This is a genomic window from Nocardioides sp. GXQ0305, assembly GCF_050880345.1.
Classification (GTDB): Bacteria; Actinomycetota; Actinomycetes; order Propionibacteriales; family Nocardioidaceae; genus Nocardioides.
Window position 1 is genome coordinate 723291 of sequence record NZ_JBNYXG010000001.1, and the last position, 23781, is coordinate 747071.

Below are 23781 nucleotides of genomic sequence, written 5' to 3' on the forward strand. Positions count from 1 at the left end.
CGGGCTCAGTAGGCGCCGCGGTGGCCCAGGACCGCGCCGACGGTCCGGCGCAGGATCGAGACGTCGAGCCCGAGCGACCAGTTGTCGACGTACTGCAGGTCGAGCCGGACCGACTCCTCCCACGAGAGGTCCGACCGACCCGAGACCTGCCACAGGCCGGTCAACCCCGGCTTCACGGCCAGCCTCCGGCGCGGGTCGTCGTCGTAGCGCTCCACCTCGGTCGGCAGGGCCGGCCGGGGACCCACGAGGGACATCTGGCCGGCGACCACGTTCCACAGCTGCGGGAGCTCGTCCACGGAGTAGCGCCGCAGCACGTGGCCCACGCGGGTGATGCGCGGGTCGTCGCGGAGCTTGAACAGGCACCCGTCGGAGTCGTTGTGGCCCTCGAGGACGGCGGTGTCATCGGGCGCCGAGGTGGTCATCGTGCGGAACTTGTACATCGTGAAGGCCCGACCGCCGCGACCCACGCGCTGCTGCCGGAAGATCGCCGGACCGGACGTGTCGCGGCGTACCGCCACGGCCACGGTCAGCAGGACCGGGAGCAGCACGAGCAGGGCGGTCGCGGCGACGATGCGCTCGGTCACGTCCTTGAGCAGGCGCCGGGGGCCACCGGCCGGCGCCGGGCGCACCTGCAGCGCGCCCAGACCGCCGGACTGCACGCCCGTGAGCCGGACGGGCGCCACGTCGAGGAGACCGGTGCCGAGGTAGAAGGTGGTGCGGGTCTGGGCGGCCTGCCACTGGAGGCGGCGCAGCTGTACGGCGGTGAGGTCGGGACCCGGTAGCACGAGCAGGCTGTCGGCGGCGTACTCGGCGGCCAGGCCGGCCGCCCGCTCGACACCGACGTGGACCGGAAGGTCGGCGAAGGTGTCCGCGTGCTCGGTCAGGCATACAGCGGCCAGGTGGACCGGCCGCTCGGAACGTTGCAGCTCGGCGATCGCGTCCTCGACCTCGGACGGGTGGCCCACGATGACGACCCGCGGTGCCCGCACCTTGACCTGCGCCGTGGCGGACACGAGACCACCGAGTGTGAGCGCGACCGTGGCCGGCACCAGCTCGGCCGGTGCCAGTCCGGGGACCAGGAGCGCGTGGCCGACCCACAGGGTCAGCCCGAGGAGGGCCCCGCTGCGCAGGACCCGCTGACGTCGGGCGTGCAGGTCACTGCCGAACGGCCCGTCGCGGTAGCAGCCCGACGCCGCCAGGACAGCGGGCCAGGCGAGGACCAGCGCGAGCATGACCACCGGGCTCAGGGCCACCCCCAGCAGCTGGACGACCACGAGGCCGGCAACGGCACACACCACGTCGAGCGTCACGGTGGCCAGTCGGCCGGCTCGAAGCCCCGGCACCCCTCGTGCCGTGCTGATGTGGCCGCTGCGGGTGTCGTCCGTGACCCGGGGCTGGGGGGTATCCCGCGGGTCGACGACGAGCTCACCGACAGCGGGCGCAGACAATGTCATCTGGCAATCCCCCCCGCGCCTACGTCATCGCTACAGGAAGCCTAGGAACGGGTCGAGCCGGGCCGCATGCCGCATTTGGGTCAAACAGGCGTCACGTGCCGTTCGCGCGCGGGTCGCCCCACGGCCACCTCAGGAGGAGGCCTGGGCCACCTGGTTCGCCAGGCCGACCGCGGCGAGCTGCGAGGAGACCTCGAACTTGCCCAGGATCGACTTCACCTGGGTCCGGACCGTCGCCTCGGACACGACACTGTCGCGAGCGATCTCCCGGACGGTGCGCCCCTGCTGCATCTGACCCAGGACGGCGCGCTCGCGCGGGGTCAGCCGTGCGAGCAGCTCGCGCTTGGCCTCGATCTCCTCGCGGTGCCGCCGCCAGTGCTGCACCAGCGTCGACACCTCCTCGGAGGTCATCACCGGAAGTCCCTGGTCGAGCCTGCGCACGGTGGCGAGGGTCTCCCGCAGGGGCCGTGACTTCGAGATCACCTTGCGGGCGCCGAGCCGGATGCACCCGCCCCACCGCCCGAGGTCCCCGGAGGCCGTGATCACCACGACGTTGGCGCCGGCCCGGGACAGCGGCTCGATGAGCGCAGCGCCGTCGCCGAAGCGGCCCAGGTCCAGGTCCAGCAACGCGATCCGCGGGTTGGCGCGCAGCGCGGTTGCGCGGACCGTCGCGAGGGACCCGCCCTCCTCCGGGAGCGGGAGCCGACGGACGGCGTACCCCTGGTGGGAGAGCGTCAGCTCGAGGGACTCGGCGAACAGCGCGTGGTCCTCGATGATGATGACGCCGCGGTTAGGGCGCGGTGCGGGGGTGCCGGTCATGGTTCTCCTCTGGCGCGTGGGCCGCTGGAAGTCGGATCGTGAAGGTCGTGCCGTTTCCCGGGGGCGCAGTCACGGTGAGCGACCCGCCTTGCTCGGACACCAGCCGTCGAGCGACGTACAGGCCGATGCCCTGACCGGTGGACGCGTCGCCGCTGACCCCCCAGTCGAAGATCTGGTGGCGCAGCCGGGCAGGGATGCCGGGCCCGGTGTCGGTGACCGAGATCAGTACGTCGTCACCGTCCCGCGCGACGCCGAGGTGGCTGACCTGGCCCCGGGCGTGCTTGGCGGCGTTCTCGAGCAGGATGTTGACGGCCTCGGCCACGTCGTCCGGGCGGGCGTGCACACACTGTCCGGAGGCGTGCCACCGGACGTCGTGCCCGCGCGCCCGGTGTGCCTCCAGCACCGGGTCGAGGGTCTCGTCGAGGTCAACGTCGGCCGGGTCGGACACCGACCGGTCCTCCATCAGGCGCTGCATCCTGGCCATCTCGGAGCGCACCGTGCGCTGCAACCGGACCCGGGTGGCCTCGTCGAGCTCGCCGTCGAGGTCGTGCAGCAGCTGGGACGCCGTGCTGATGCCGGCGAGGGTGGCGCGCACCTCGTGCAGCCGGGCTCGATCGTCGCGACCGGCGTGCTCGACCTTCTCCAGGCGGCGGGTGAGCGAGCCGACGTGGCGGCGCGTGCGGCGCAGCTCCCGGTGCAGCAGCGCGGAGGCGATCATGACCACGATCAGGCCGGCGGCCAGGTGCGCGCATCCTGCCACCAGGGCCACCAGGTCGGAGTCGCTGACGGGAGCGCTGCCGACGACCCCGATCGCGAGCAGGAAGGCGACGCCGCCGACGGTGAGTCGGGCCCAGTGCGGCAGGGTCTCCAGCTGAACGGCCACGAGGGCCGACACCAGATAGGTCGACGCCACCGCGGCGGCCACGAGCCCCAGTGCCCACGTCGGCAGCCCGAGCGGACCCATGCCCCACATCAGGGCGAGCTGGAGCGCCACCGCGAGACCAGCGGTCGACAGCCCGAGCACCAGGGGGTCGGCGCGGAGCGGGACCCGGTGGGCCGCGGCCACCATGCCGACCAGGACCAGCGCGGCGACCAGCTGGGTGAGCCCGAGCCAGCCCGGGCGCGCCACGACGTCCGGGTGGTCGGAGACCCTCATCGCGACGGTCACGATGGACTGGGCCGCGAGGTAGGCGGGAGCCGCGATCAGCCACGCCGGCTCCGGCCGGTCGGCGTCGCGCCACCACATGTAGAGGACCAGGGCCCCGAGCAAGGTGAGGACGCCGCCCACGGAGCGGGTGAGCGTGGCGGCCGAGGCCAGGCTTCGACCCTCGGGTGCCACTACCAGCGCCAACACGAGCGCGACCAGCAGCACCGATCCGACGAGCGTGAGCGCGCGGCTGGACCTGCCCCACGAACCACTTTTCCGCACGCGCCATCGCCCCCACAGGCCCGGCCGACGCACGCGTCCCCCCGGACGCGCCCCCCGACGCAATTCCCCCCGGAGCCACCCCTCGCGACTCCTGCCCATGGCCCCACTCCCGGCCCCGAGGCCACGGGCCGGACCATGGCGAAGGACACATTGTGTCCTGACCGCGAGTATCGCCACATACCCCAAATTGGGGCAAGAGGCGGGCTAGACACGCCGAGGACATCCCCAATTGCGTGCACCTTTCCCTCCCGTTCACCCGGAACGAATACGGAGTCGGGCACAGTGGGCAGCGGCCCCTCGGCTCCCCGAGCCGGAGCGGAGCCGTGCGGAGAGGGGGTGCGATGCGCGTCGGCGGAAGGTCTGCCACGGCGGTCGACGAGAGCCTGCGCGAGGTCGGGACGGTGCAGGTCTTCTCCCGGTTCGACCTCGTCGCCCACACCGTGACGATCGGGCTGGCCAGCCGCGGGCTGACCGCGGCACGCGCCGGCCGCCGCGCAGGGGTGGGCGCCGACCTGCGCCCCGGAGACGTGGCCGTGCTGATCGACGACCTCGACGGCGAGGCAGCGGTGCGCTGGGCGTGCGACCTGGTGCAGCACCAGGGGGTGCCGTGGCTGGTGCTGACCGCTGCGCCGCCGGGTCCGGTCTGGGATGCCCTCCTCCGGAGCGGCGCGGACACCGCCATCCTGCCCTCCACCACGTCCCTCGACGAGGTCGAGGCTGCCCTCGTCGTGCTGCTGCGCGGCAGCGAGCGCGTCGTCAGGTGTTGAAGCGCTGCTGGGTCCTCTCCAGGCCGTCGGTGAGCAGCGAGACGACCGCGTCCGCGGCGTCCACCACCTGCACCGGCAGCAGCGACGTCTCCGCAGCGGAGTACCGCGACAGGACGAAGTCCGAGACCTCGGTCCGGCCCGGCGGCCGTCCGATGCCCAGACGTACGCGGTAGAAGTCGCCCGTCCCGAGGGAGGAGCGCAGCGAGCGCAGGCCGTTGTGCCCGTTGTCCCCGCCCCCGAACTTGATCCGAAGCGTGCCGAAGCCGATGTCCAGCTCGTCGTGGACCGCCACGAGGTGGTCGGGGGCGATCCCGTAGAACGCGAGCAGTGCCTTGACCGGCCCGCCGCTCTCGTTCATGTAGCAGCGCGGTCGGGCCAGCACCACGCGCGGTCCGGGCACCGCGAGCCTCCCCTCGACCACGTCGGCACGCCCGGACTTGTGGGACCGGAACCGCGACCCCATCCGCTCGGCCAGCACGTCGGCCACCCGGTAGCCCACGTTGTGGCGGTGGTCGGCGTACCGGGGTCCGGGGTTGCCGAGGCCGACCACGAGCCAGGGTCCGTGGTCGTCTCCCGGGGTCTGCACCGCCATGGGCGCATCCTCCCAAGGCTCGGCTCCGTGAGGTAGCCAGGGCCGACGATCCGGGTGCGGGACGCGTGAGAAGGTGGTGGAGTGAGCGATGCGAACCCCGAGACGGCCGACAGCGCGACCCGTGACGACCACGCCTTCGCGGCCTGGGCGGCCGAGCAGGCCGGGGCCCGGCTGCTCGAGGTCCGGGGCCAGGGCCTCGAGGGCAGGGAGCTGAAGGACGCCGGGGACGCCGCCGCCCAGGAGCTGCTCGCCCGGCTGCTCGCCGAGCATCGCCCCGCCGACAGCGTGCTCAGCGAGGAGGCGAGCGACGACAAGGCACGGCTCGACGCCGACCGGGTGTGGATCATCGACCCCCTCGACGGGACCCGCGAGTTCTCCGAGCCGCCCCGTGACGACTGGGCCGTCCACGTCGCCCTGTGGGAGCGGGACGGTGGCGAGCACGGCGAGCTGACCGCCGGAGCCGTCGCGCAGCCGGCGCTCGGCGAGACCTTCCACACCGGGACGCCGCCCGTGGTCGCGCCGCCGACGTCGTCCAGGCCGCGGATCGCGGTGTCCCGCACCCGGCCGCCGGCGTTCGTCGAGGCGTTGGCCGGCGAGATCGACGCCGAGCTGGTGCCGATGGGCTCGGCCGGCGTGAAGGTGATGAGCGTGGTGCGCGACGTCGCCGACGCCTACGTGCACGCCGGTGGCCAGTACCAGTGGGACAACGCCGCTCCCGTGGCCGTCGCCCGCGCGGCCGGGCTCCACTGCTCGCGGGTGGACGGGTCGCCCCTGGTCTACAACGAGGACGACACCTCGCTGCCCGACCTGATCGTGTGCCGCCCCGAGCTCGCCGACACCATCATCGACTTCGTGGTGCGCCACGGCACCGCCTGACGGCGGTCACCCGGCCGGACGACCCTCGCGCTCGAGCCAGCGTCGTACCGGCACCGGGCGTCGCTCGGAGTAGCCCTCCGGCAACCAGATGCTGCCGGCGCGGGTCAGGTAGTAGATCGGCCACTGGTGGTAGGCGAGGTAGGTCCGCGGCCGTCGCTGCATCACCTCGGCGTAGAGGCTCACGCCGCGGACGTACGCCGAGGAGTTGTTGTAGCGGTAGAGCGCGCCAGACGGGTCGCGGGCGAAGCCGTTGGCGCGGAGCAGCCGGCCCGCGGCCAGGATCGCGTCGTGCGGGTCGTGGACGTCGCCGCCCTGCCCGTAGATGTCCCACGTGGTGGGGATGAACTGCATCGGTCCCTGCGCCCCGGCGACCGAGGTGCCGTCGATGCGCCCGAAGCCGGTCTCGACGAGGTTGATCGCGGCGAGGTACTCCCAGTCGACGCCGTAGCGGCGCTCGGCCTCCTGGTAGTAGCGGCGCAGCTCGGCTGCCGGCCGGGGCTCCACGATCCGCCACGCGGGCAGCTCGGTGGCCAGGTCGGCGTCACGGGTCGGGTGCATGGAGCGGAAGGCCCGCCGTGCTGTGACGTTGGCGCGGGTCTCGCGGCGCAGCGTCGCGGGGAGCAGCGCCGCGACCCGACGGTCCCAGCCCGGGCGGTCGGCCACCGCGCGGTAGGCCAGCTGCTGGGCGTGGCCGGCGGCCGCGAGCCGGGCCGGGACGGTGCCGGGGTCGGCGACGGCGCGCGCCGCCGCCTCGATCTGCGCCGCGGCCTCACGCGGGGAGCCCGGCGCACCGGGGCGTCCGTCGAGGGCGGCCGCCAGCGGGTCGGGCTTCCGGGATCCGACCGCGGACCCGTCGGGACGACCCCCGCCGGAGGCCGATCCGGCCGAGGCCGACCGGTCGGCGGAGGGGGACTCTGCGCCGTCGCCGGACGTCGCGGGACGCGGGTCGTCCGGTGCCGGCGGCGCCTCGCTGCACCCGGCCAGCACCAGCAGCAGCCCTGAGGCGGCCAGCGCTCCACGCGTCATCCCGCCACCGTAGACTCGCCCCCGAAACCCCCCGGCCCGACGGGGGTGACACCCCCTCCACGTCCGCGGGAGGGGGATCTCCGTGTGCGAAGGGGAAGCGTGACCCTCACCCAGCTGGCCGACGAGGTGCTCGGCGCCCCGACCCTGGCCTCCCTCGTCGACGACGCCCGCAGCGGGTCGGTGCGCAGCCTCGACCTGGTCGCGCCCGAGGGGCTGCGGCCCTTCCTCGTCGACGGCCTGGTGCGCGCCGGCCGCACCGTGCTGGCCGTGACCGCCACCTCCCGCGAGGCCGAGGACCTGGTCACCGAGCTGGGCGACCTGGTGGGACCCGACCTCGTGGCCTACTACCCGAGCTGGGAGACGCTGCCCCACGAGCGGCTCAGCCCGCGCAGCGACACCGTCGGTCGGCGGTTGGCGGTGCTCCGCCGGCTCCGGCACCCCGGCGGCACGGCCGGCACCGGTCCGCTCCGCGTGGTGGTCGCGCCGGTGCGCGCGGTGCTCCAGCCGCAGGTGCGGGGACTGGGCGACCTCGAGCCGGTCGAGCTCGCCGTCGGCGACGACCGGGGGCTCGAGCAGGTCGTGCGCGGCCTCGCCGACGCGGCGTACACCCGGGTCGACCTGGTCGAGAAGCGCGGGGAGTTCGCGGTCCGCGGCGGCATCGTCGACGTGTTCCCCCCGACCGAGGAGCACCCCGTCCGGGTGGAGTTCTGGGGCGACGACGTCGAGGAGATCCGCACCTTCGCGGTCGCCGACCAGCGCACGCTGGAGCCGCTCGACCGGCTCTGGGCTCCGCCCTGCCGCGAGCTCCTCCTCACCGACGACGTACGCCGACGCGCAGCCGAGCTGGGCGAGGCGCACCCCCAGCTGCTCGGGCTCACCGACCAGATCGCCGCCGGCATCGCCGTCGAGGGGATGGAGTCGCTGGCACCCGTGCTGGTCGACGAGATGGAGCTGCTCGTCGACGTGATGCCGGCGGACACCCACGTCCTGGTCGTCGACCCGGAGCGCGCGCGCACCCGCGCCCACGACCTGGTGGCGACCAGCCAGGAGTTCCTCGGGGCGAGCTGGGCGGCCGCCGCCGGTGGCGGCACCGCACCCATCGACCTCGGCGCCGCGTCGTACCGGGAGATCGGCGACGTCCGGGTCCACGCGCTCGAGCGCGACACCCCGTGGTGGACGGTCAGCCCGTTCGGGCTCGACGACGAGACCAGCGGCGTCCGCGACCTCGGTGCCCGTCCGGTCGACCCCTACCGCGGCGACGTCGCCCGCGCCGTCGGCGACGTGGAGTCCTGGCGCAAGGACGGCTACCGCGTGGTCGTGGTCTTCCCGGGCCACGGCCCCGCGCAACGACTGGTCGAGACCCTCGGCGAGCACGACGTCCCCGCCCGGCTGGTCGAGGAGGCGCGCGGTGACGCCGACGTCGTCGAGGTCACCTGCGGTGTCCTCGGCCACGGCTTCGTCGACGAGGCCCGGCGGCTGGTCGTCATGTCGGGCGACGACATCTCCGCACAGGGTGCCTCGACCCGCGACATGCGCCGGATGCCGGCCCGCCGCAAGAAGCAGATCGACCCGCTCGAGCTGTCGGCCGGCGACTACGTGGTCCACGAGCAGCACGGCGTCGGCCGCTTCGTCGAGATGCGCCAGCGCGAGGTGCAGGGCGCGGTGCGCGAGTACCTCGTCCTGGAGTACGGCGCCAGCAAGCCCAGACGAGGGAGTGGCCCGCTCCATGACGTCTTGTACGTGCCGGCCGACGCGCTCGACCAGGTCACCCGCTACGTCGGCGGCGAGCAGCCGAGCCTGGACCGGCTGGGCGGAGCCGACTGGACGAAGCGGAAGAACCGCGCCCGCAAGGCGGTGCGCGAGATCGCGGCGGAGCTGATCAAGCTCTACGCCGCCCGGCAGGCGACGCAGGGGCACGCCTACGGCCCCGACAGCCCATGGCAGCGCGAGCTCGAGGACGCCTTCCCGTTCCAGGAGACGCCCGACCAGCTGAGCACGGTCGACGAGGTCAAGGGCGACATGATGCGCCGCGTGCCGATGGACCGGCTGGTGTGTGGCGACGTGGGCTACGGCAAGACCGAGATCGCGGTCCGGGCCGCGTTCAAGGCGGTGCAGGAGGGCAAGCAGGTCGCCGTCCTGGTGCCGACCACGCTGCTGGTGACCCAGCACCTCTCGACGTTCGCCGAGCGGATGAGCGGCTTCCCGATCACCGTGAAGCCCCTGTCGCGGTTCCAGACCGACGCGGAGGCGCGTGACGTCACGGACGGCCTGCGCGAGGGGACGGTCGACGTGGTGATCGGCACCCACCGGCTGCTCAACCCCGACGTCCGGGTCAAGGACCTCGGCCTGATCATCGTCGACGAGGAGCAGCGGTTCGGCGTCGAGCACAAGGAGCAGATGAAGCGGCTCCGCACCTCGGTCGACGTGCTCAGCATGAGCGCGACGCCGATCCCGCGCACCCTCGAGATGGCGGTGACCGGCATCCGGGAGATGTCCACCATCACCACGCCGCCGGAGGAGCGGCACCCGGTCCTGACCTACGTCGGCGCGTACGAGGACCGCCAGGTGACGGCGGCGATCCGGCGCGAGCTGCTGCGCGACGGCCAGGTCTTCTTCATCCACAACCGGGTCAGCTCGATCGAGAAGGCCGCGGCCCGGATCCGGGAGCTGGTGCCGGAGGCACGGGTGGCGACCGCGCACGGCCAGATGGGGGAGCACCAGCTCGAGCAGGTGATGCTGGACTTCTGGGAGAAGCGCTTCGACGTCCTGGTCTGCACCACGATCGTCGAGTCGGGGCTCGACGTGTCCAACGCCAACACCATGATCATCGAGCGGGCCGACACCCTCGGCCTGTCCCAGCTCCACCAGCTGCGCGGCCGGGTCGGTCGCAGCCGCGAGCGGGCCTACGCCTACTTCCTCTACCCGGCCGAGAAGCCGCTCACCGAGACCGCGCACGAGCGGCTGGCCACCCTGGCCCAGCACTCCGACCTGGGCGGCGGCATGGCGATCGCCATGAAGGACCTGGAGATCCGCGGCGCCGGCAACCTGCTGGGCGGCGAGCAGTCCGGCCACATCGCCGACGTCGGCTTCGACCTCTACGTGCGCCTCGTCGGCGAGGCGGTGCAGGAGTTCAAGGGCGAGTCGGAACCGGAGCTGCGCGAGGTCCGGATCGAGCTGCCGGTCGACGCCCACCTGTCCCACGACTACATCCCGAGCGAGCGACTGCGTCTCGAGATGTACAAGCGGCTCGCGGAGGTCCGCACCGACCTCGACGTCGACGAGGTGCTCGCCGAGCTCCACGACCGGTACGGCGAACCGCCCGAGGCCGTGGCCGCGCTGCTCCTGGTCGCCCGGTTCCGGGCGCGGGCACGGCAGGCCGGGATCGGTGAGGTCACCATCGCCGGCCGCAACGTCCGCTTCTCGCCGGTGACCCTGCCGGAGTCGCGCGTCGTCCGGCTGCAGCGGCTCTACCCGAAGAGCATCGTCAAGACCCAGCTCGACACCGTGCTGGTGCCCCGTCCCGGCACTCCGGGGGCGACGGGCCGTCCGCTCGAGGGAGTGGCTTTGCTTGAATGGGCGCGCACCGTCATCGACTCCGTGATCGACCCCGTCACCGGCCCCCAGGAGTCCGGCCAGCCGAAGGAGCAGCAGTGAGCAAGTCCCGTGGTCCCGCCCGTGCGGCAGGTGTCGTCCTCGCGGCGGTGCTCCTGCTGAGCGGCTGCGCCGACCTGCACCCCGGCGCGGCCGTCCAGGTCGGCGACGAGCAGATCACCGAGACCGAGCTCGACGAGGTCACCAGCAGCTACTGCGAGGCGGCCCGGTCCTCGCTGGACCAGCAGGCACAGACGGTGCCCAACGGCTTCTTCCGGACCGGCATCGCGGGCCTGCTCGCGATGCGGGAGGTCGCCGAGCAGGCCGCGGCCGAGCTCGGCGTCACGGTCGGGCCCGAGGACTACCAGCAGCAGCTCGACGCCCTCCGCGAGCAGATCGCGTCGCTCCCCGAGGACCACCAGGAGGCCGTGCTCACGGTCGAGACCGCCCGCCTCTACACCCAGGCCGCGCAGCGGACGATCGGTGAGGACGTCCTCGGCGGGGAGGGCGACGAGGCCGCCTTCACTGCCGCCGGCGCCGCGGAGATGCAGCGCTGGATCGAGGAGAACGGCGTCGAGTTCGACCCCGCGCTCAACGTCACGATGCGCGACGGTCAGCCCGCGCCGACCGACAACTCCCTCTCGTTCGCGGTGAGCGAGGGCGCCAAGGCCGGGCAGGAGGAGCAGCCCAACTCGGCCCTCGCGGCCGAGCTGCCCGAGTCCCAGCGCTGCGGCCGCTAGCAGGCGCCGTGCCCGGCGACGACCAGGAGCTGCTGGAGTTCCTGGCGGTCATGCGTCGACTGCGCGCCGAGTGCCCGTGGAAGGCCGAGCAGACCCACCGGTCGCTCGCGCGCTACCTGCTCGAGGAGACCCACGAGACGCTGGAAGCCATTGACACCGGCGCCAGCACCGGAGACTGGGAGCACCTCCGCGAGGAGCTCGGTGACCTGTTGCTGCAGGTGTTCTTCCACGCGGCCATCGCCGAGCAGGACGGCGCCTTCACCACCGGCGACGTCGCGCGCGACATCTCCGCGAAGATGCGTCGCCGCAACCCGCACGTCTTCGGTGACCTCGCCGACCCGACGCTGGACGCGCGCGCCGTCAACGAGCTCTGGGAGGCCCGGAAGGCCGAGGAGAAGCATCGCGGATCGGTGACCGACGGGATCCCGCCCGGGCTGCCCGGGCTGCTGCTCGCCGACAAGGTGCTGGACCGCCTCGAGCGGTCGGGCGCGCCCGCTCCGACCGACCCGGGCGACCCCGACCTGGGCGAGCGCCTGCTCGCCCTCGTGGCCGAGGCGCGGCGCGAGGGCGTCGATCCCGAGCAGGCGCTGCGCGACGCCGTACGCCGTCGGCTGCCCTGACGCTCCGCACCTCGGATCGACGCTCCGACACGCCCGAGCGGGGTGGCGGATCGGCTCGGGAGGGCCTGTCCGTGCAGGTCAGAGCGCCAGTCGCAACTTTCTCGGTGGCGTTTCCATCCGCGTTGGCAATTAATTCTAGTGACTCACTACAGTTAGGCGCGTGCCGGACACCGACCTCCTCGAGGACCAGTCACCTGCGCGCCGTGGACGACGGACCGACGACGCGCGCCGGGTGGCCGACGTGCTGCGCCGCGTCGTCACCGACGGCGCCCCCGGACGACTGCTGCCCTCCGAGGACCTGCTCGGTGCCGAGCACGGCGTCTCCCGCAACGCAGTCCGGGCGGCCTTGGACCTGCTCCGGGCCGAAGGCCTGGTCGAGAGGATCCAGGGCACCGGGACCCGAGCCATCGGTGGTGCGCTCCCGCACGGCATCGACACCCTGCGTGGCTTCGCGGAGACCTTCGGGGCCTGTGGCGACGTGCGCAACGAGGTGCGGCTGGCCCGGTTGACGCGCGCGTCCGCTCCGGTCGCTGCGGGACTGGAGGTCGCCGTCGGGAGTGACGTCCTCTGCCTGGAGCGGCGGCGCCTGGTCGACGACCACCCGGTCTCGCTCGACCTGACCTTCGTGGTCGCGGACCTCGGGGAGGAGCTGCTCGGCTGCGACCTCGCGAGACGCGACGTGTTCGTTCTGCTCGAGCAGCTCGCGGGTCAGCCACTGGGGCGGGCGGAGCTCTCGATCGAGGCGACCACCGCCGACCGTTCGGCGGCCGACGCGCTCGAGGTCACGCCGGGGTCACCGCTGCTCCTCGTCGAGCGACTGACCCGGCTCGAGGACGGGCGCCCCGTCGACCTCGAGTTCCTGCGGCTCCGGGGTGACCGGATCAGCCTGCGCGGCACCACCCGACGGCCGCCGCCCGACCTGCCCTGAACCCACTCGAGAGGAGCACCACCGTGACCGACGCACACGTCGAGACCGGCCCGGCACCGCGCGGCCGGGCCTCCCGCAAGGCGGGCTGCAGCGACGGGACGTCGTCTCCGCCACCCCTGGTCGACATCCGGGTCGACGTACCCGTCTCGGTCGACCAGTCCCTGTGTATCGAGGGCTGCAACCTCTGCGTCGAGGTGTGCCCGCTCGACGCACTCGCGATCGACCCCGACACCGGCAAGGCCTACATGCACGTCGACGAGTGCTGGTACTGCGGCCCCTGCGCCGACCGCTGCCCCACGGGCGCGGTGACCGTGAACATCCCCTACCTGCTCCGCTGAGAGGACTCCGATGACCCGCACCAGAGCCGCACTGCCCCGCGCCGCCGCCGCGACCGGAGCGGCGGTGCTGACGCTCGGCCTCGCCGGATGCCAGCTGGCGGGAGCCGACGGAGGAAGCGGCGCCGACGAGGCCGACGTCGTCACGATCGGCTACCAGTCCAAGACCATCAACACCGTCACGGCCGGCACGTTGCTGCGGGAGCGCGGGTTCTTCGAGCAGGAGCTCGAGAAGGTCGACCCGGACCTCGAGGTCGACTGGCAGGACTACGACACCGGCGCCCCGATCACCGCCCAGATGCTCGCCGGCAAGATCGACATCGGCTCGATGGGCGACTACCCGCTCCTCATCAACGGCTCCCGTGCCGGCACCGGCGAGGGCGGCAGCTCGATGGTCGCCGTGACCGGCTACAACCTCGACGGTGCGCTGAACGGCGTCGTAGCGGCAGCCGACTCCGATGTCGAGACCCTCGAGGACCTCGACGGCGGGACCATCTCGGCGAGCGTCGGCTCGGCGGGCCACGGCACGCTCGTCCAGGCGCTCGACGAGGCGGGGATCGACCCCGACGAGGGGGTCTCCGTCGAGAACCAGGACCCGCCCGTCGGAGCGTCCTCGCTCCAGGCGGGCTCGGTCGACGCGGTCGCACAGTTCGTCGCCTGGCCGGCGCTGCTCGCCTTCCGAGACGACGCCCGTCTGGTCTACGACGGGGGGCGGCTCGAGGTGCCGACCCTCCACGGGACGGTGGTCCGCGACGACTACACGGCCGAGAACCAGGACGTCGTCACGGCCTTCCTGACCGCCCAGCAGCGAGCCACCGAGTGGCTGCACGACCACCCGGTGGAGGCTGCCGAGATCGTCGCCGAGGAGACGGGCCTCCCGGTCGAGGTGGTCTACCTCTACAACGGCCGGGGCGGTGTCTCGACATTCGACACCACGCTCAAGGAGCAGCAGGTGGCCGCACTCGAGCAGGACGTCCCGTTCCTGGAGAGCATCGGGGTGCTCGAGGACCCCGTCGACGTCCGGGAGTTCATCGACGACAGCCTGGTGCGCCAGGTGTGGGGCGACGACTACGACGCCGCCGCCCGGGACACCGCCAACCCGGCGGCGATCACCGGTCGCGACCGGGTCTGCGACCGGCCGGTGAAGGAGCCGGAGACCGCGGGTGAGGTGTGGGTGCAGGGCGAGGATGAGCCTCGCCCCGTCGCCGACCCGACCTGTCTGCTGCGCAACGTCGCCGCGGCCGAGGAGGCAGGCGCCACGGTGCGGGCGTCGTACGTCCCCGACGCGATCACCGGCACCCGCTGGTTCGCCGACCGGATGATCTGGGTGCAGGACGGCGAGGGGCTGCTCCCGTTCGCCACGCGGGAGTCCGCCGACGAGTACCTCGACCGGAGCGGCGGCGCCGCCGAGGTGTCGTGGGAGGAGGCCCGCGCAGCGGCGCAGGAGGTGGGGACCCGGTGACCGCGGTGCAGGAGCGCGTGGTCGTCGAGGACCCACCACCCGTGGAAGACCCGCCGCGCTCGAGGTCGCGGCGGCGGGTCACGCCGACGCGGTGGCTGGTGCGGCTGGCCGCCCTCGCCGCCGCGGTGATGCTGTGGCACCTGCTGACCGAGAACGACGTGGTGATGTGGCTGCGCTTCAACCGGCTCCCGGGTCCGGTCGAGGTGGCAGAGGCGTTGGCCGCCCAGCTCGGCACGAGCCGCTACTACCTCGACCTGGGGCAGAGCCTGGTCCGGATCATCAGCGGCTTCGCGATCGCCTCGGTGGCAGGGGTCGGGCTGGGCATCCTGCTGGCCCGGTCGCGGTGGCTGACCGACCTGCTCCAGCCGCTGCTGGAGGTGGCACGCCCGATCCCTGCCATCGCCCTGGTACCGGTGGCGATCCTGCTGTTCCCCACCAACGAGCAGGGGATCGTGTTCATCACCGCCACCGCAGCGTTCTTCCCGATCCTGGTGAGCACGCGCCACGCCGTGCGCGCGCTCCCCACGGTGTGGGAGGACGCCCTGCTCACGATGGGTGCCTCCCGTCGTCAGGTGCTGTCGACGGTGGTGCTGCCCGGCATCGTGCCCGGCGTCTTCGGGGGCCTCTCGGTCGGCATGGGCGTGGCCTGGATCTGCGTGATCTCCGCGGAGATGATCTCCGGCGACCTCGGCCTCGGTTACCGCACCTGGCAGGCCTACACGATCGTCGACTACCCCGCCGTGATCGTGGGGATGCTGTCGATCGGGGTGGTCGGCCAGCTCACGTCCAGCTGCATCGAACAGCTCGGTCGCCGGCTGACCCGGTGGCTCGCCTCCGAACAGAGGAGCCAGTGATGACGACGACCACGACGCGCACCACCAGCGTCGAGACACACCCCACGCCCGCCGCCGACGTCCGTCCCGCGGCCATCCGCGCCGAGGGCCTGACGCTCGGGTACGCCGGCGAGCCGGTCGTGGACGGGGTCGACATCGACGTCGAGCCCGGCGAGATCCTGGTCGTGCTCGGCCACTCCGGATGCGGCAAGTCGACCCTGCTCCGCGCGTTCGCCGGCCTGCTGCGGCCGCTGGCCGGCCGGGTGGTCGCGGACGGCGGCGACGTCACGGGGCCGGACGCCGAGCGGGCGCTCGTCTTCCAGGACGACGCCCTGCTGCCGTGGCGCACCGCACGCCGCAACGTGGAGCTGCCACTGAAGCTGCACGGGGTGGCCCGGCGCGAGCGGCGCAGGGTCGCCGAGCAGTGGCTCGAGCGGGTCGGCCTGTCGCGGTACGCCGAGCGACTCCCCGGGCAGCTCTCCGGCGGCATGCGGCAGCGGGTCCAGCTGGCCCGGGCGCTCGCCGGTTCGCCGGGGCTGATCTGCATGGACGAGCCGTTCGGAGCGCTCGACGCGCAGACCCGCGGCTCGATGCAGCAGCTGCTCGTCGAGACCTGGGCCGACTCCGGCTGCACCGTCGTGTTCGTCACCCACGACGTCGACGAGGCGATGGTCCTGGCCGACCGGATCGTCGTCCTCGGCCGGCACGGCATCGTCTCGGAGCACCGGCTCCTGCATCCGCGCGATCCCGGGCGGCCGCCTCGGCCCGAGCAGCGCGCGGAGATCCTCGAGGCCCTCACCCGGACCCAGTCGCTCGCGCCCGTGACCCGCCGTACCGACCCCGCGAAGGACCTGGCATGACTCCCCGCCCCAGCCCCACCGCGAACCGGCCCACCCCGGTGGGCCGGACCACCACCCGGTCGGCCCACGTCGCGATGGAGGTCCCACCGGTGACCCCCTCGCGCGAGCTGGTCTGCGACGTGCTCGTCGTCGGGGGCGGCACCGCCGGAACCATGGCGGCGATCACGGCCGCCGAGGCCGGCTCCGACGTGCTGCTGCTCGAGAAGGCGCACGTGCGGCACTCCGGCGCCCTCGCGATGGGCATGGACGGCGTGAACAACGCCGTGATCCCCGGCAAGGCCGATCCCGACGACTACGTCGCCGAGATCACCCGCGCCAACGACGGCATCGTCAACCAGGCCACCGTCCGGCAGACCGCCACCCGCGGCTACGACATGGTGCGGCGGCTGGAGAAGTACGGCGTGAAGTTCGAGAAGGACGAGTACGGCGATTACCACGTCCGTCAGGTCCACCGCTCGGGCTCCTACGTGCTGCCGATGCCCGAGGGCAAGGACGTCAAGAAGGTGCTCTACCGGGTGATGCGGCGGCGCGAGCTCCGCGAGCGGCTCACCATCGAGAACCGGCTGATGCCCGTCCGGGTGCTGACCTCCCACGGCCGCGCGGTGGGCGTGGCGGCGTTCGACACCCGCAGCGGGGAGTTCGTGACCGTCAGCGCCCGGGCGGTGATCCTCGCAACCGGTGCCGCCGGCAGGCTGGGGCTGCCGGCCAGCGGCTACCTCTACGGCACCTACGAGAACCCCACGAACGCCGGCGACGGGCACGCGATGGCCTTCCACGCGGGGGCGGAGCTCAGCGGGATCGAGTGCTTCCAGGTCAACCCGCTCATCAAGGACTACAACGGCCCGGCCTGCGCCTACGTCGCCAACCCCTTCGGCGGCTACCAGGTCAACTCCGATGGCGACCGCTTCGTCGACTGCGACTACTGGTCCGGCCAGATGATGGCCGAGGTGAAGGAGGAGATCGACTCCGCCCGTGGACCCATCTACCTCAAGCTCACGCATCTGCCCGACGAGACGATCTCCCAGCTCGAGGGGATCCTCCACCACACCGAGCGGCCGACCCGCGGCACCTTCCACGCGGGTCGCGGTCACGACTACCGCACCCACGACGTCGAGATGCACATCTCCGAGATCGGGCTGTGCGGCGGGCACTCGTCGTCCGGCGTCTGGGTCGACGAGCACGCGCAGACAACGGTGCCGGGCCTGTACGCAGCGGGCGACCTGGCGTGCGTCCCGCACAACTACATGATCGGCGCCTTCGTCTTCGGCGACCTGGCGGGTGCCCACGCCAGCGGGCACCTGCCCGACGCGCGGCTGCCGCTGCCCGAGGACCAGGTGGCGGCGGCCCACGACCTCGTCTACCGGCCGCTGCGGCACCCGGACGGTCCGCCCCAGCAGCAGGTCGAGTACAAGCTGCGCCGGTTCGTCAACGACTACGTCGCCCCGCCGAAGACCGCCCGCAAGCTCGAGATCGCCGTCGAGACCTTCGCCCGGATGACGCGGGAGATCGAGCAGATGGGGGCGCGCACGCCGCACGAACTGATGAGGTGCGTCGAGGTGAGCTTCATCCGCGACTGTGCCGAGCTCGCCGCGCGGGCCTCGACCGTGCGCGAGGAGAGCCGCTGGGGTCTCTACCACGCCCGCGCGGACCTCCCGCTGCGGGACGACGACGCGTGGTTCTTCCACCTGAACGTGCGTCGGCGTACCGACGGTGCGACCGAGTTCGTGCGCCGACCGGTCAACGACTACCTCGTGCCCCTCGACGACGTGCAGATCCCCGAGGGCGCACCGCAGGACGCAGCCGTGATCGCGGTCGTCGAGCCGAGCCGGACCACGCACGAGGTCCGCGAGGACCGGGTCCGTACGGCGGACGAGGAGCAGCAGTCACCGCGGATCCTGGAGCTGCTGGCGCTCACCGAGGCCGGCGCCGACCTGACCGCCCTCGCGGGCTTCCTGTCCGACGACGACGCCCGGGTCCGTCGAGCGGCGATCGCCTCGGTGACCGAGCTGGTGCCCGCGGGGACCGGACCGGCGCTCGCCACGCTTCTGGTGGACGACGACGCCGACGTGCGACACGCGGCGGGCGACGCGCTGCGGGAGCTGGTCGAGGTACTGCCTCCCTCACCCGAGCTGCGCGACGCCCTGTCCGCGTCGCTCGAGGCGGGCGACCCGGTCGCGCGCTCGGCCGTGGTCGACGTGCTCCGTGCGCTCAGGCTGGGGGACGCCGACGCGTTCCGCGCTGCCGTCGCCGACACCGACGCCCGGGTCAGGATCCAGGGCGTCCGCGGGCTGGTGTCGCTCGACGATGTCGAGGGCGTGACCACAGCGGCCTCGGACGAGGTGCGCGAGGTGCGGGTGGTCGTCGCGCACGGCCTGGGCACGATCGGTGTCACCGCGTCGGCACCGACGCTGGAGCGTCTGGCCGACGACGGTGACCTGCTGGTGCGTGCTGCCGCGCTGGAGGCGGCGGCGGGCCTGCCCGACGTTCCTCGGCTGTGGGAGCTCGCGGCCGCCTCCGTGGGGCACCCGGCGTGGCAGGTGCGCGTCGGCGCCGCGCGGGGCCTGGCGGGGGCGCCGGACACGGTGGCGGTATGGCCGCTGCTGGCCGCGCTCGGCGACCCCCACGCCGACGTCCGCAAGGCCGCGGTGCTGTCGCTGGCGACGCGCACCACCGACCCGGAGGTGCGGGACGCCGTGGAACGGGCGACCAAGGACACCGACGCCGACGTCCGCGGCCACGCCCGGCGCGCCCTGTGAGCCCGGGTGCCTGGGAACGCCACGCGGAGCGTTCCCGGGCACCCGCGACGGCGACGTGGATCAGATGCCGAACAGCTGCTTGGCCTGGTCCCAGAGCAGGATCACGGAGAAGAAGCCGTAGAACACGCACGCCCAGAGGACCGCGCCGAAGCGTCCGCCGGTCAGGCCGATCTCCCGCGGCAGCACGCCCCGGTTGAGCCGCACCAGCAGCAGCGAGTAGATGAACATCACGACGCCGTTGAGCGCGGAGGCGATCACCAGCAGCACCAGCGGCTGGTCGACGCCGATGAGCAGGATCAGGGAGCCGAACAGGATCATGGCCCAGACCGTGATGAAGTAGAGCTTGCTCTCGCTCCAGCGCTCGTTGTCGCGCAGCGCCCCCGTCTTGAGCACGTCGGCGGTGAGCCGGGCGATCATGTCGAGCACCGTCAGGTTCGTGGAGAAGAGCACGACGCTGCCGATCAGCCAGAAGGCCGTCGCGAGCCAGGCACCGTAGTCGGCCTCCAGCGCCTCGCCCTGGAGCTTGATGAAGTCGAAGCTCTCGGCCGAGCTGCCGGTGCCGACGGTGACGTAGGCGAGGGTCATGAAGACCAGCAGCGCGACGCCGCCGATGAGGAGGAACGTGAGCAGCTGCTCGCGGTTGGCGACCTTCCACCAGCCGCGCCAGCGGCGCATGTTCTCGTCGGTGCGCTTGAAGAAGTAGCCCGTCGTCGGCGCCGCGATCTCCTCGCCCGTGAACGGCGAGACGACCTTGGGGAGCCGGGCCCCCATGCCGAGGCCCTTGTCGCGGACCCAGTTGGACTGCACGAGGTTCATCACGCCGCCGGCGCCGGCGAAGGCGACCGCGCCCATCAGCACCGCGATCGGGACGTCGGAGAACCCGCCGGGAATCTCCTGCACCTCGACGAAGCCCTGGGCGAGCGCGGTGTAGCCGTCGGGGCCGAGCAGCGCCACCGCGGCGTACACGACGAAGATCACGATCAGCGCCACCATGAAGAACTGGATCTTCTCGACCGTCCGGTAGACGACGGGCGACACCGTGAGCACGATCCCGATCAGGACCAGCACCCCGATGGTGAGGTAGGGGATCAGGTCCTCGGAGAAGCCGAGTGCGAAGCTGAGGGTGGTGGTGCCTCCGGTCGCCCAGCCCGGCCACATCCAGGCCAGCACGCCCATGACGATGAAGAGGATCCCCCACGGCTTCCAGAGCCGGGTGAAGCCGGTGACCGCGGTCTCGCCGGTGGCGAGGGTGTAGCGCTCGATCTCCATGTTGAGGAAGTACTGCGTGGTCACGCCGATCACGACCAGCCAGACCAGCGTCAGCCCCGCCTGGGTCGAGATGTAGGGCCACAGCACGAACTCGCCCGAGCCGATCGCGCCTGCCAGCAGGAGCACGCTCGGCCCGACCACCTTCCCGAGCGACGCGGGCTCCGGCAGGTCGGCGTACTGGACGGGTGGGACGTTCTTCGCCGGGATCTCGGTGGCGGGCTCGCCACGGGACTCGCTGACGTCGGTCATGGCCGAGACTCCTCTGTCCGACACGCGGCTCGGATGGGGCCCCCGGTCGTCGGAGGCCACCGAGCTGCGTGCGATCGAGTGGGAGGGACCTCAGACGTGCTGCAGTTCCTCGAACCTAGTGGCCTGCGTGACGACCGGTCAACGACCGTGCACCGAGGGAGGTACCTCAGGCCGGCGGGAGGTCGACGAGCGCCACGACGCTCGACCGGTCGGCCGTGACGGGCTCGGTGTGCCAGCCGTCGCCGTCGGGTACGCCGCACAGCTGGCGCTCGCGCGGCTCGTCGACGCAGACCAGCGTGTGGACGACCGCACCGCGTACCTGGACCACCGCCGGCTGGGAGTCGAGCGCTGCCGACGCCGCCGGGCGGATCGCCAGGGTGGCCCGGCCGTCCGGCGCCGTGACGCTCTGCGCATCGGCGTTCTCGACCCGGTAGCGCAGCTCGATCGTGGTCGCCGGCCGAGGCAGCGAGAGCTCGCGCTCCTTCCCGATCTCGGTCGAGCCGGCGATGGCGAGGTCCTGGTCGTCCGCCGACACGCTCAGGTCCACGAGACGTGGCAGGCCGAAGGCCTCCGGCGGACCGGGGGGAGCCGAGAGCGGCAGCACCGTGATCGGCTCGGGCAGCAGCACCCGCTCCACGACCTCGAGATCGCCGCTCCCCAGCGGGGAGACGCTGAGGTGGATGCCCGGCCGGCTGAGACCCGGACCCTGGGCCGCGCCCCCGCGCTTGGACGCGCTCGGATCGGCCTGCCCCCCGGTGACGGCTCCCTGCTCGGCCGACGGCGCCTCGCCGGGCAGCCGGGTGGCGCCCAGGATCGCGGCCGCGACGACCATCCCGGTCACCGCGGCGATCGCACCCCCCCGGCGGCTCGGCGAAGCCAGGAGGCGGCCTCTCCGCGTCCGCAGGCTCGTCGCCCGGCCCACGACAGCGCCCGCGCCCACGTCCCGACGGCCGGTGGCGCCGAGACCGGTGACCAGGTCGTCGGTGGTGTCGCCGATCGCGGTGAGCCAGCCGGTGGAGGCGGCGCCGACCGAGCCGATGCCGTGGACGGCGCCCGGGCGGGCCGTACTGACACCGCGTCCGCTGCTGGTGCGGACCGCGCCGACCCACCGGAACGGTCGGACCACGGCCGACCCGGCACGGGCGAACCGGTCGGCCGCCGTCGCCAGCGCGAACGACCAGCGCCGGTGCCGCCACGCGGACCGGGGCCGCCGGGCCGGTCTCGGCGAACGGGGTGCGGTGTCGGCGTACCCGTGCCCGTGGCGGTGGAGGAGCGTGGAGATCCGTCCGGGTCGCCGCCCCCTGCGACGGTCGCGCAACCCGTCGGTCTGCTCGAGCCACCAGTAGCCGACGGCCTCCCGCACGCGAGCCGTGGCACGGCCCAGCGTCCGACGCACTCGACTCGGCATCGTCGTGCCACCCCCCGATGGACGATCCGGACCCGCAAACCCCAGAAGCGGCGCCCGACCGGCTGAGGTTACCTCCCGGAGCCGGGCCTGCGCGCCCCCCGAAGGGGTTTTCTTTCGACGCCGGAGGTGCATACTGCAAGGGCGGCGGCATGGGGATTGCCGCCATGGGGTGGAATCGGGGGGTTCCTCATGCTTTCTCGCAAGGCGCTGGTTGCTGTGCTCGTCGCCGGCCTCGTCGTTCCCGGCACCGTCCTCGCCGGGTCCGCGGCTGCGGCGAAGCCGAAGGCAGGCGAGGTGTTCCTCGTCCAGGGTGTCGTCGGGTCCACGTGGGACTTCAGCGTCGACGGCGACGTCGTCGGTGAGGGCGTGGAGGCCAAGGAGATCGTGGGGGGTCTCGACCTCTCGCCCGGGGAGCACCAGGTGGAGGCGACGGCCGACGACGGGACGTCGGTCGACGCGATGGTCGACGTACGACCGGGCGAGAGCCTCGACGTCGTGCTGCACCTCCCGGTCGACGCCCGTCGGCCGGCCGTGCTGACGAGCTTCGCCAACAACCGCTCGCCGGTCCCGGACGGCAACACGCGGCTGTCGATCGCGCACACCGCGGCGGTGGGTCCGGCCGACATCAAGGTCGACGGCAAGGTGCTCTTCTCCGACGTGGCCAGCGGCGAGCAGCTGACCGTGGTCGTGCCCGCCGACACCTACCGGGTCGCCGTGGTGCCGAGCGCCACGGACGACCCGCCGGTGCTCGGACCGGTCGACCTGCCCGTCCCGGGCGGCAAGTCGATGCGCGTGTACGCCGTCGGGGTGGCCGAGCGCGGCACCATGGACGCGATCGTGCACACCATGCCGGTGTCCTCCCAGGGGTCGGCCACGGCGCCGGGCGGCGTTCCCGGTGGGACAGGCGGCCAGCACGACACGTCGTCCGCGACGGGGTCGTCCGCGCTGGTGCGGAGCGGCCTGGTGGCGTTGGCCGCCTCCCTCGCCCTGGTCGGCGTCGGTGCGGTCCGGAGAGCGGCACCGGTCCGGACGTGAGCGGGCCGCGGCTCGCGGCGGCAGGGGTCCTGGCCGCGGCCGGCCTGGGACTGCTCGCGGCGGCGTACGCCGACGGGCAGCCCGAGCCGGCGCCACCGGCCGGGCCGACGGCGGGACCGGCCACCGCGGAGCCGAGTGCGCCCGAGCGCGGGGTGGGACGCCGACTCACCACCTCGGTCCCGAGGCCACCGGACGACGCGCCTGATCCTGCCGCGCCGGAGGCTGACTCGCCCGGTCCGGCTGCGGTCGGCGAGCTCCTCCCGGCGCAGTGGCCGGAGCTCCGGCCGACCAGGCTGTTGCTCCGCCCCGAGGGCGGAGGAGCGGCCGCTGCGGTCGACCCGGTGGACGTGGTCGACGGCGTCCTGGAGCTGCCGGAGGACGCCGACCGGGTGGGCTGGTGGCGCGGCGGCTCCCGCGCGGGATCGCCGTTCGGGACCGTCGTGGTCGCGGGCCACCTCGACTCGGCGACCGACCCGGTCGGCTACCTGGCCGGGCTCACCGGGCTGGCGGCCGGGGAGCTCGTCGAGCTGTCCGACGGCGGGGAACGGCAGCGCTACCGGGTGGTCCGCAACTACCTCCTCCCGAGCGCCGACCTGTCGTCGCGCTCGGACCTGTTCGCGCAGCAGCGGCGCCACCGGCTGCTGCTCATCACCTGTGGGGGGCCGTACGACGAGGTGCGCGGCCGCTACCGCGACAACCGCATCGTCGAGGCGGTTCCGGTGGTGGGCTGACCGG

At 73.1% G+C, this 23781-nt stretch carries 20 protein-coding genes; 13 read left to right on the top strand and 7 right to left on the bottom strand.

The features are described from left to right. Window positions 1-5 precede the first annotated feature (5 nt). From ACQ1X7_RS03485 to ACQ1X7_RS03495, 3 genes are all read right to left on the bottom strand, one after another. Window positions 6-1310: an exopolysaccharide biosynthesis polyprenyl glycosylphosphotransferase gene (locus ACQ1X7_RS03485; protein WP_432476758.1), complete on the bottom strand. Its 1305-nt coding sequence runs from the start codon at window positions 1308-1310 to the stop codon at window positions 6-8. A gap of 273 nt (window positions 1311-1583) precedes the next feature. Beyond that, window positions 1584-2270, bottom strand: coding sequence for a LuxR C-terminal-related transcriptional regulator (locus ACQ1X7_RS03490; RefSeq protein WP_432476759.1), 687 nt, complete (start codon window positions 2268-2270; stop codon window positions 1584-1586). After that, window positions 2242-3642, bottom strand: a complete 1401-nt coding sequence (locus ACQ1X7_RS03495) for an ATP-binding protein (protein WP_432476760.1) — start codon at window positions 3640-3642, stop codon at window positions 2242-2244. The genes ACQ1X7_RS03490 and ACQ1X7_RS03495 overlap by 29 nt, the downstream gene beginning before the upstream one ends. A 398-nt stretch (window positions 3643-4040) precedes the next feature. On the opposite strand from ACQ1X7_RS03495, the gene ACQ1X7_RS03500 reads away from it, so the two are divergent. Beyond that, complete coding sequence (locus ACQ1X7_RS03500) at window positions 4041-4466, top strand: hypothetical protein (RefSeq protein ID WP_432476761.1); 426 nt, start codon at window positions 4041-4043, stop codon at window positions 4464-4466. Here the strand turns inward: ACQ1X7_RS03500 and pth are convergent. Next, on the bottom strand, window positions 4456-5058 hold the full coding sequence (pth, locus tag ACQ1X7_RS03505; protein WP_432476762.1) for an aminoacyl-tRNA hydrolase: 603 nt from the start codon (window positions 5056-5058) through the stop codon (window positions 4456-4458). The two genes, ACQ1X7_RS03500 and pth, sit on opposite strands and share 11 nt — an antisense overlap. 81 nt (window positions 5059-5139) lie before the next feature. Here pth and ACQ1X7_RS03510 point away from each other — a divergent pair, with 81 nt between their 5' ends. Beyond that, window positions 5140-5934, top strand: coding sequence for a 3'(2'),5'-bisphosphate nucleotidase CysQ (locus tag ACQ1X7_RS03510; RefSeq protein WP_432476763.1), 795 nt, complete (start codon window positions 5140-5142; stop codon window positions 5932-5934). Window positions 5935-5940: 6 nt separating this feature from the next. On the opposite strand, the gene ACQ1X7_RS03515 is transcribed toward ACQ1X7_RS03510, so the two are convergent. Continuing rightward, entirely contained in the window at window positions 5941-6960 is a 1020-nt protein-coding gene (locus ACQ1X7_RS03515; RefSeq protein WP_432476764.1) for a transglycosylase SLT domain-containing protein, read from the bottom strand. Between the two features lie 99 nt (window positions 6961-7059). Between ACQ1X7_RS03515 and mfd the strand changes: the two genes are divergently transcribed. From mfd to ACQ1X7_RS03560, 9 genes are all read left to right on the top strand, one after another. Further along, window positions 7060-10614: a transcription-repair coupling factor gene (mfd, locus tag ACQ1X7_RS03520; RefSeq protein WP_432476765.1), complete on the top strand. Its 3555-nt coding sequence runs from the start codon at window positions 7060-7062 to the stop codon at window positions 10612-10614. After that, window positions 10611-11291, top strand: coding sequence for a hypothetical protein (locus ACQ1X7_RS03525; RefSeq protein ID WP_432476766.1), 681 nt, complete (start codon window positions 10611-10613; stop codon window positions 11289-11291). Before mfd ends, ACQ1X7_RS03525 begins: the two co-directional genes overlap by 4 nt. Before the next feature lie 8 nt (window positions 11292-11299). After that, the gene (locus ACQ1X7_RS03530; protein WP_432476767.1) at window positions 11300-11911 is read left to right on the top strand and encodes a MazG family protein; all 612 of its coding nucleotides are present in this window, start codon (window positions 11300-11302) and stop codon (window positions 11909-11911) included. A 160-nt stretch (window positions 11912-12071) separates the two neighbouring features. After that, window positions 12072-12839 carry a GntR family transcriptional regulator gene (locus ACQ1X7_RS03535; protein ID WP_432476768.1) on the top strand — a complete coding sequence of 256 codons (768 nt, stop codon included), beginning with the start codon at window positions 12072-12074 and terminating at the stop codon, window positions 12837-12839. A gap of 23 nt (window positions 12840-12862) precedes the next feature. Further along, entirely contained in the window at window positions 12863-13177 is a 315-nt protein-coding gene (locus ACQ1X7_RS03540; RefSeq protein WP_432476769.1) for a 4Fe-4S dicluster domain-containing protein, read from the top strand. A 10-nt stretch (window positions 13178-13187) separates the two neighbouring features. Beyond that, window positions 13188-14636 carry an ABC transporter substrate-binding protein gene (locus ACQ1X7_RS03545; RefSeq protein WP_432476770.1) on the top strand — a complete coding sequence of 483 codons (1449 nt, stop codon included), beginning with the start codon at window positions 13188-13190 and terminating at the stop codon, window positions 14634-14636. Next, window positions 14633-15490, top strand: coding sequence for an ABC transporter permease (locus tag ACQ1X7_RS03550; RefSeq protein ID WP_432476771.1), 858 nt, complete (start codon window positions 14633-14635; stop codon window positions 15488-15490). Before ACQ1X7_RS03545 ends, ACQ1X7_RS03550 begins: the two co-directional genes overlap by 4 nt. After that, window positions 15490-16329 (top strand): ABC transporter ATP-binding protein, encoded by an 840-nt coding sequence (locus tag ACQ1X7_RS03555; RefSeq protein ID WP_432476772.1) that lies wholly within the window; start codon window positions 15490-15492, stop codon window positions 16327-16329. The genes ACQ1X7_RS03550 and ACQ1X7_RS03555 overlap by 1 nt, the downstream gene beginning before the upstream one ends. Then, on the top strand, window positions 16326-19085 hold the full coding sequence (locus tag ACQ1X7_RS03560; protein ID WP_432476773.1) for a fumarate reductase/succinate dehydrogenase flavoprotein subunit: 2760 nt from the start codon (window positions 16326-16328) through the stop codon (window positions 19083-19085). The genes ACQ1X7_RS03555 and ACQ1X7_RS03560 overlap by 4 nt, the downstream gene beginning before the upstream one ends. A gap of 60 nt (window positions 19086-19145) precedes the next feature. On the opposite strand, the gene ACQ1X7_RS03565 is transcribed toward ACQ1X7_RS03560, so the two are convergent. Both ACQ1X7_RS03565 and ACQ1X7_RS03570 read right to left on the bottom strand, forming a co-directional pair. Then, window positions 19146-20603 carry an Nramp family divalent metal transporter gene (locus ACQ1X7_RS03565; RefSeq protein ID WP_432476774.1) on the bottom strand — a complete coding sequence of 486 codons (1458 nt, stop codon included), beginning with the start codon at window positions 20601-20603 and terminating at the stop codon, window positions 19146-19148. Window positions 20604-20769: 166 nt separating this feature from the next. Beyond that, window positions 20770-21999, bottom strand: a complete 1230-nt coding sequence (locus tag ACQ1X7_RS03570) for a hypothetical protein (RefSeq protein WP_432476775.1) — start codon at window positions 21997-21999, stop codon at window positions 20770-20772. Between the two features lie 201 nt (window positions 22000-22200). Here ACQ1X7_RS03570 and ACQ1X7_RS03575 point away from each other — a divergent pair, with 201 nt between their 5' ends. Next, a complete protein-coding gene (locus tag ACQ1X7_RS03575) occupies window positions 22201-23046 on the top strand; it encodes a DUF4397 domain-containing protein (RefSeq protein WP_432476776.1) in 846 nt (281 codons plus the stop codon). Then, the gene (locus tag ACQ1X7_RS03580) at window positions 23043-23777 is read left to right on the top strand and encodes a class F sortase (protein WP_432476777.1); all 735 of its coding nucleotides are present in this window, start codon (window positions 23043-23045) and stop codon (window positions 23775-23777) included. Before ACQ1X7_RS03575 ends, ACQ1X7_RS03580 begins: the two co-directional genes overlap by 4 nt. Window positions 23778-23781 lie beyond the last annotated feature (4 nt).

What these genes read in the sequence shown, in the direction of transcription:
- ACQ1X7_RS03490 (WP_432476759.1), bottom strand. Translation starts at nt 2,270, where the DNA reads ATGACCGGCACCCCCGCACCGCGCCCTAACCGCGGCGTCATCATCATC.
- ACQ1X7_RS03500 (WP_432476761.1), top strand. Translation starts at nt 4,041, where the DNA reads ATGCGCGTCGGCGGAAGGTCTGCCACGGCGGTCGACGAGAGCCTGCGC.
- pth (WP_432476762.1), bottom strand. Translation starts at nt 5,058, where the DNA reads ATGGCGGTGCAGACCCCGGGAGACGACCACGGACCCTGGCTCGTGGTC.
- ACQ1X7_RS03515 (WP_432476764.1), bottom strand. Translation starts at nt 6,960, where the DNA reads ATGACGCGTGGAGCGCTGGCCGCCTCAGGGCTGCTGCTGGTGCTGGCC.
- ACQ1X7_RS03545 (WP_432476770.1), top strand. Translation starts at nt 13,188, where the DNA reads ATGACCCGCACCAGAGCCGCACTGCCCCGCGCCGCCGCCGCGACCGGA.
- ACQ1X7_RS03555 (WP_432476772.1), top strand. Translation starts at nt 15,490, where the DNA reads ATGACGACGACCACGACGCGCACCACCAGCGTCGAGACACACCCCACG.
- ACQ1X7_RS03560 (WP_432476773.1), top strand. Translation starts at nt 16,326, where the DNA reads ATGACTCCCCGCCCCAGCCCCACCGCGAACCGGCCCACCCCGGTGGGC.
- ACQ1X7_RS03565 (WP_432476774.1), bottom strand. Translation starts at nt 20,603, where the DNA reads ATGACCGACGTCAGCGAGTCCCGTGGCGAGCCCGCCACCGAGATCCCG.
- ACQ1X7_RS03575 (WP_432476776.1), top strand. Translation starts at nt 22,201, where the DNA reads ATGCTTTCTCGCAAGGCGCTGGTTGCTGTGCTCGTCGCCGGCCTCGTC.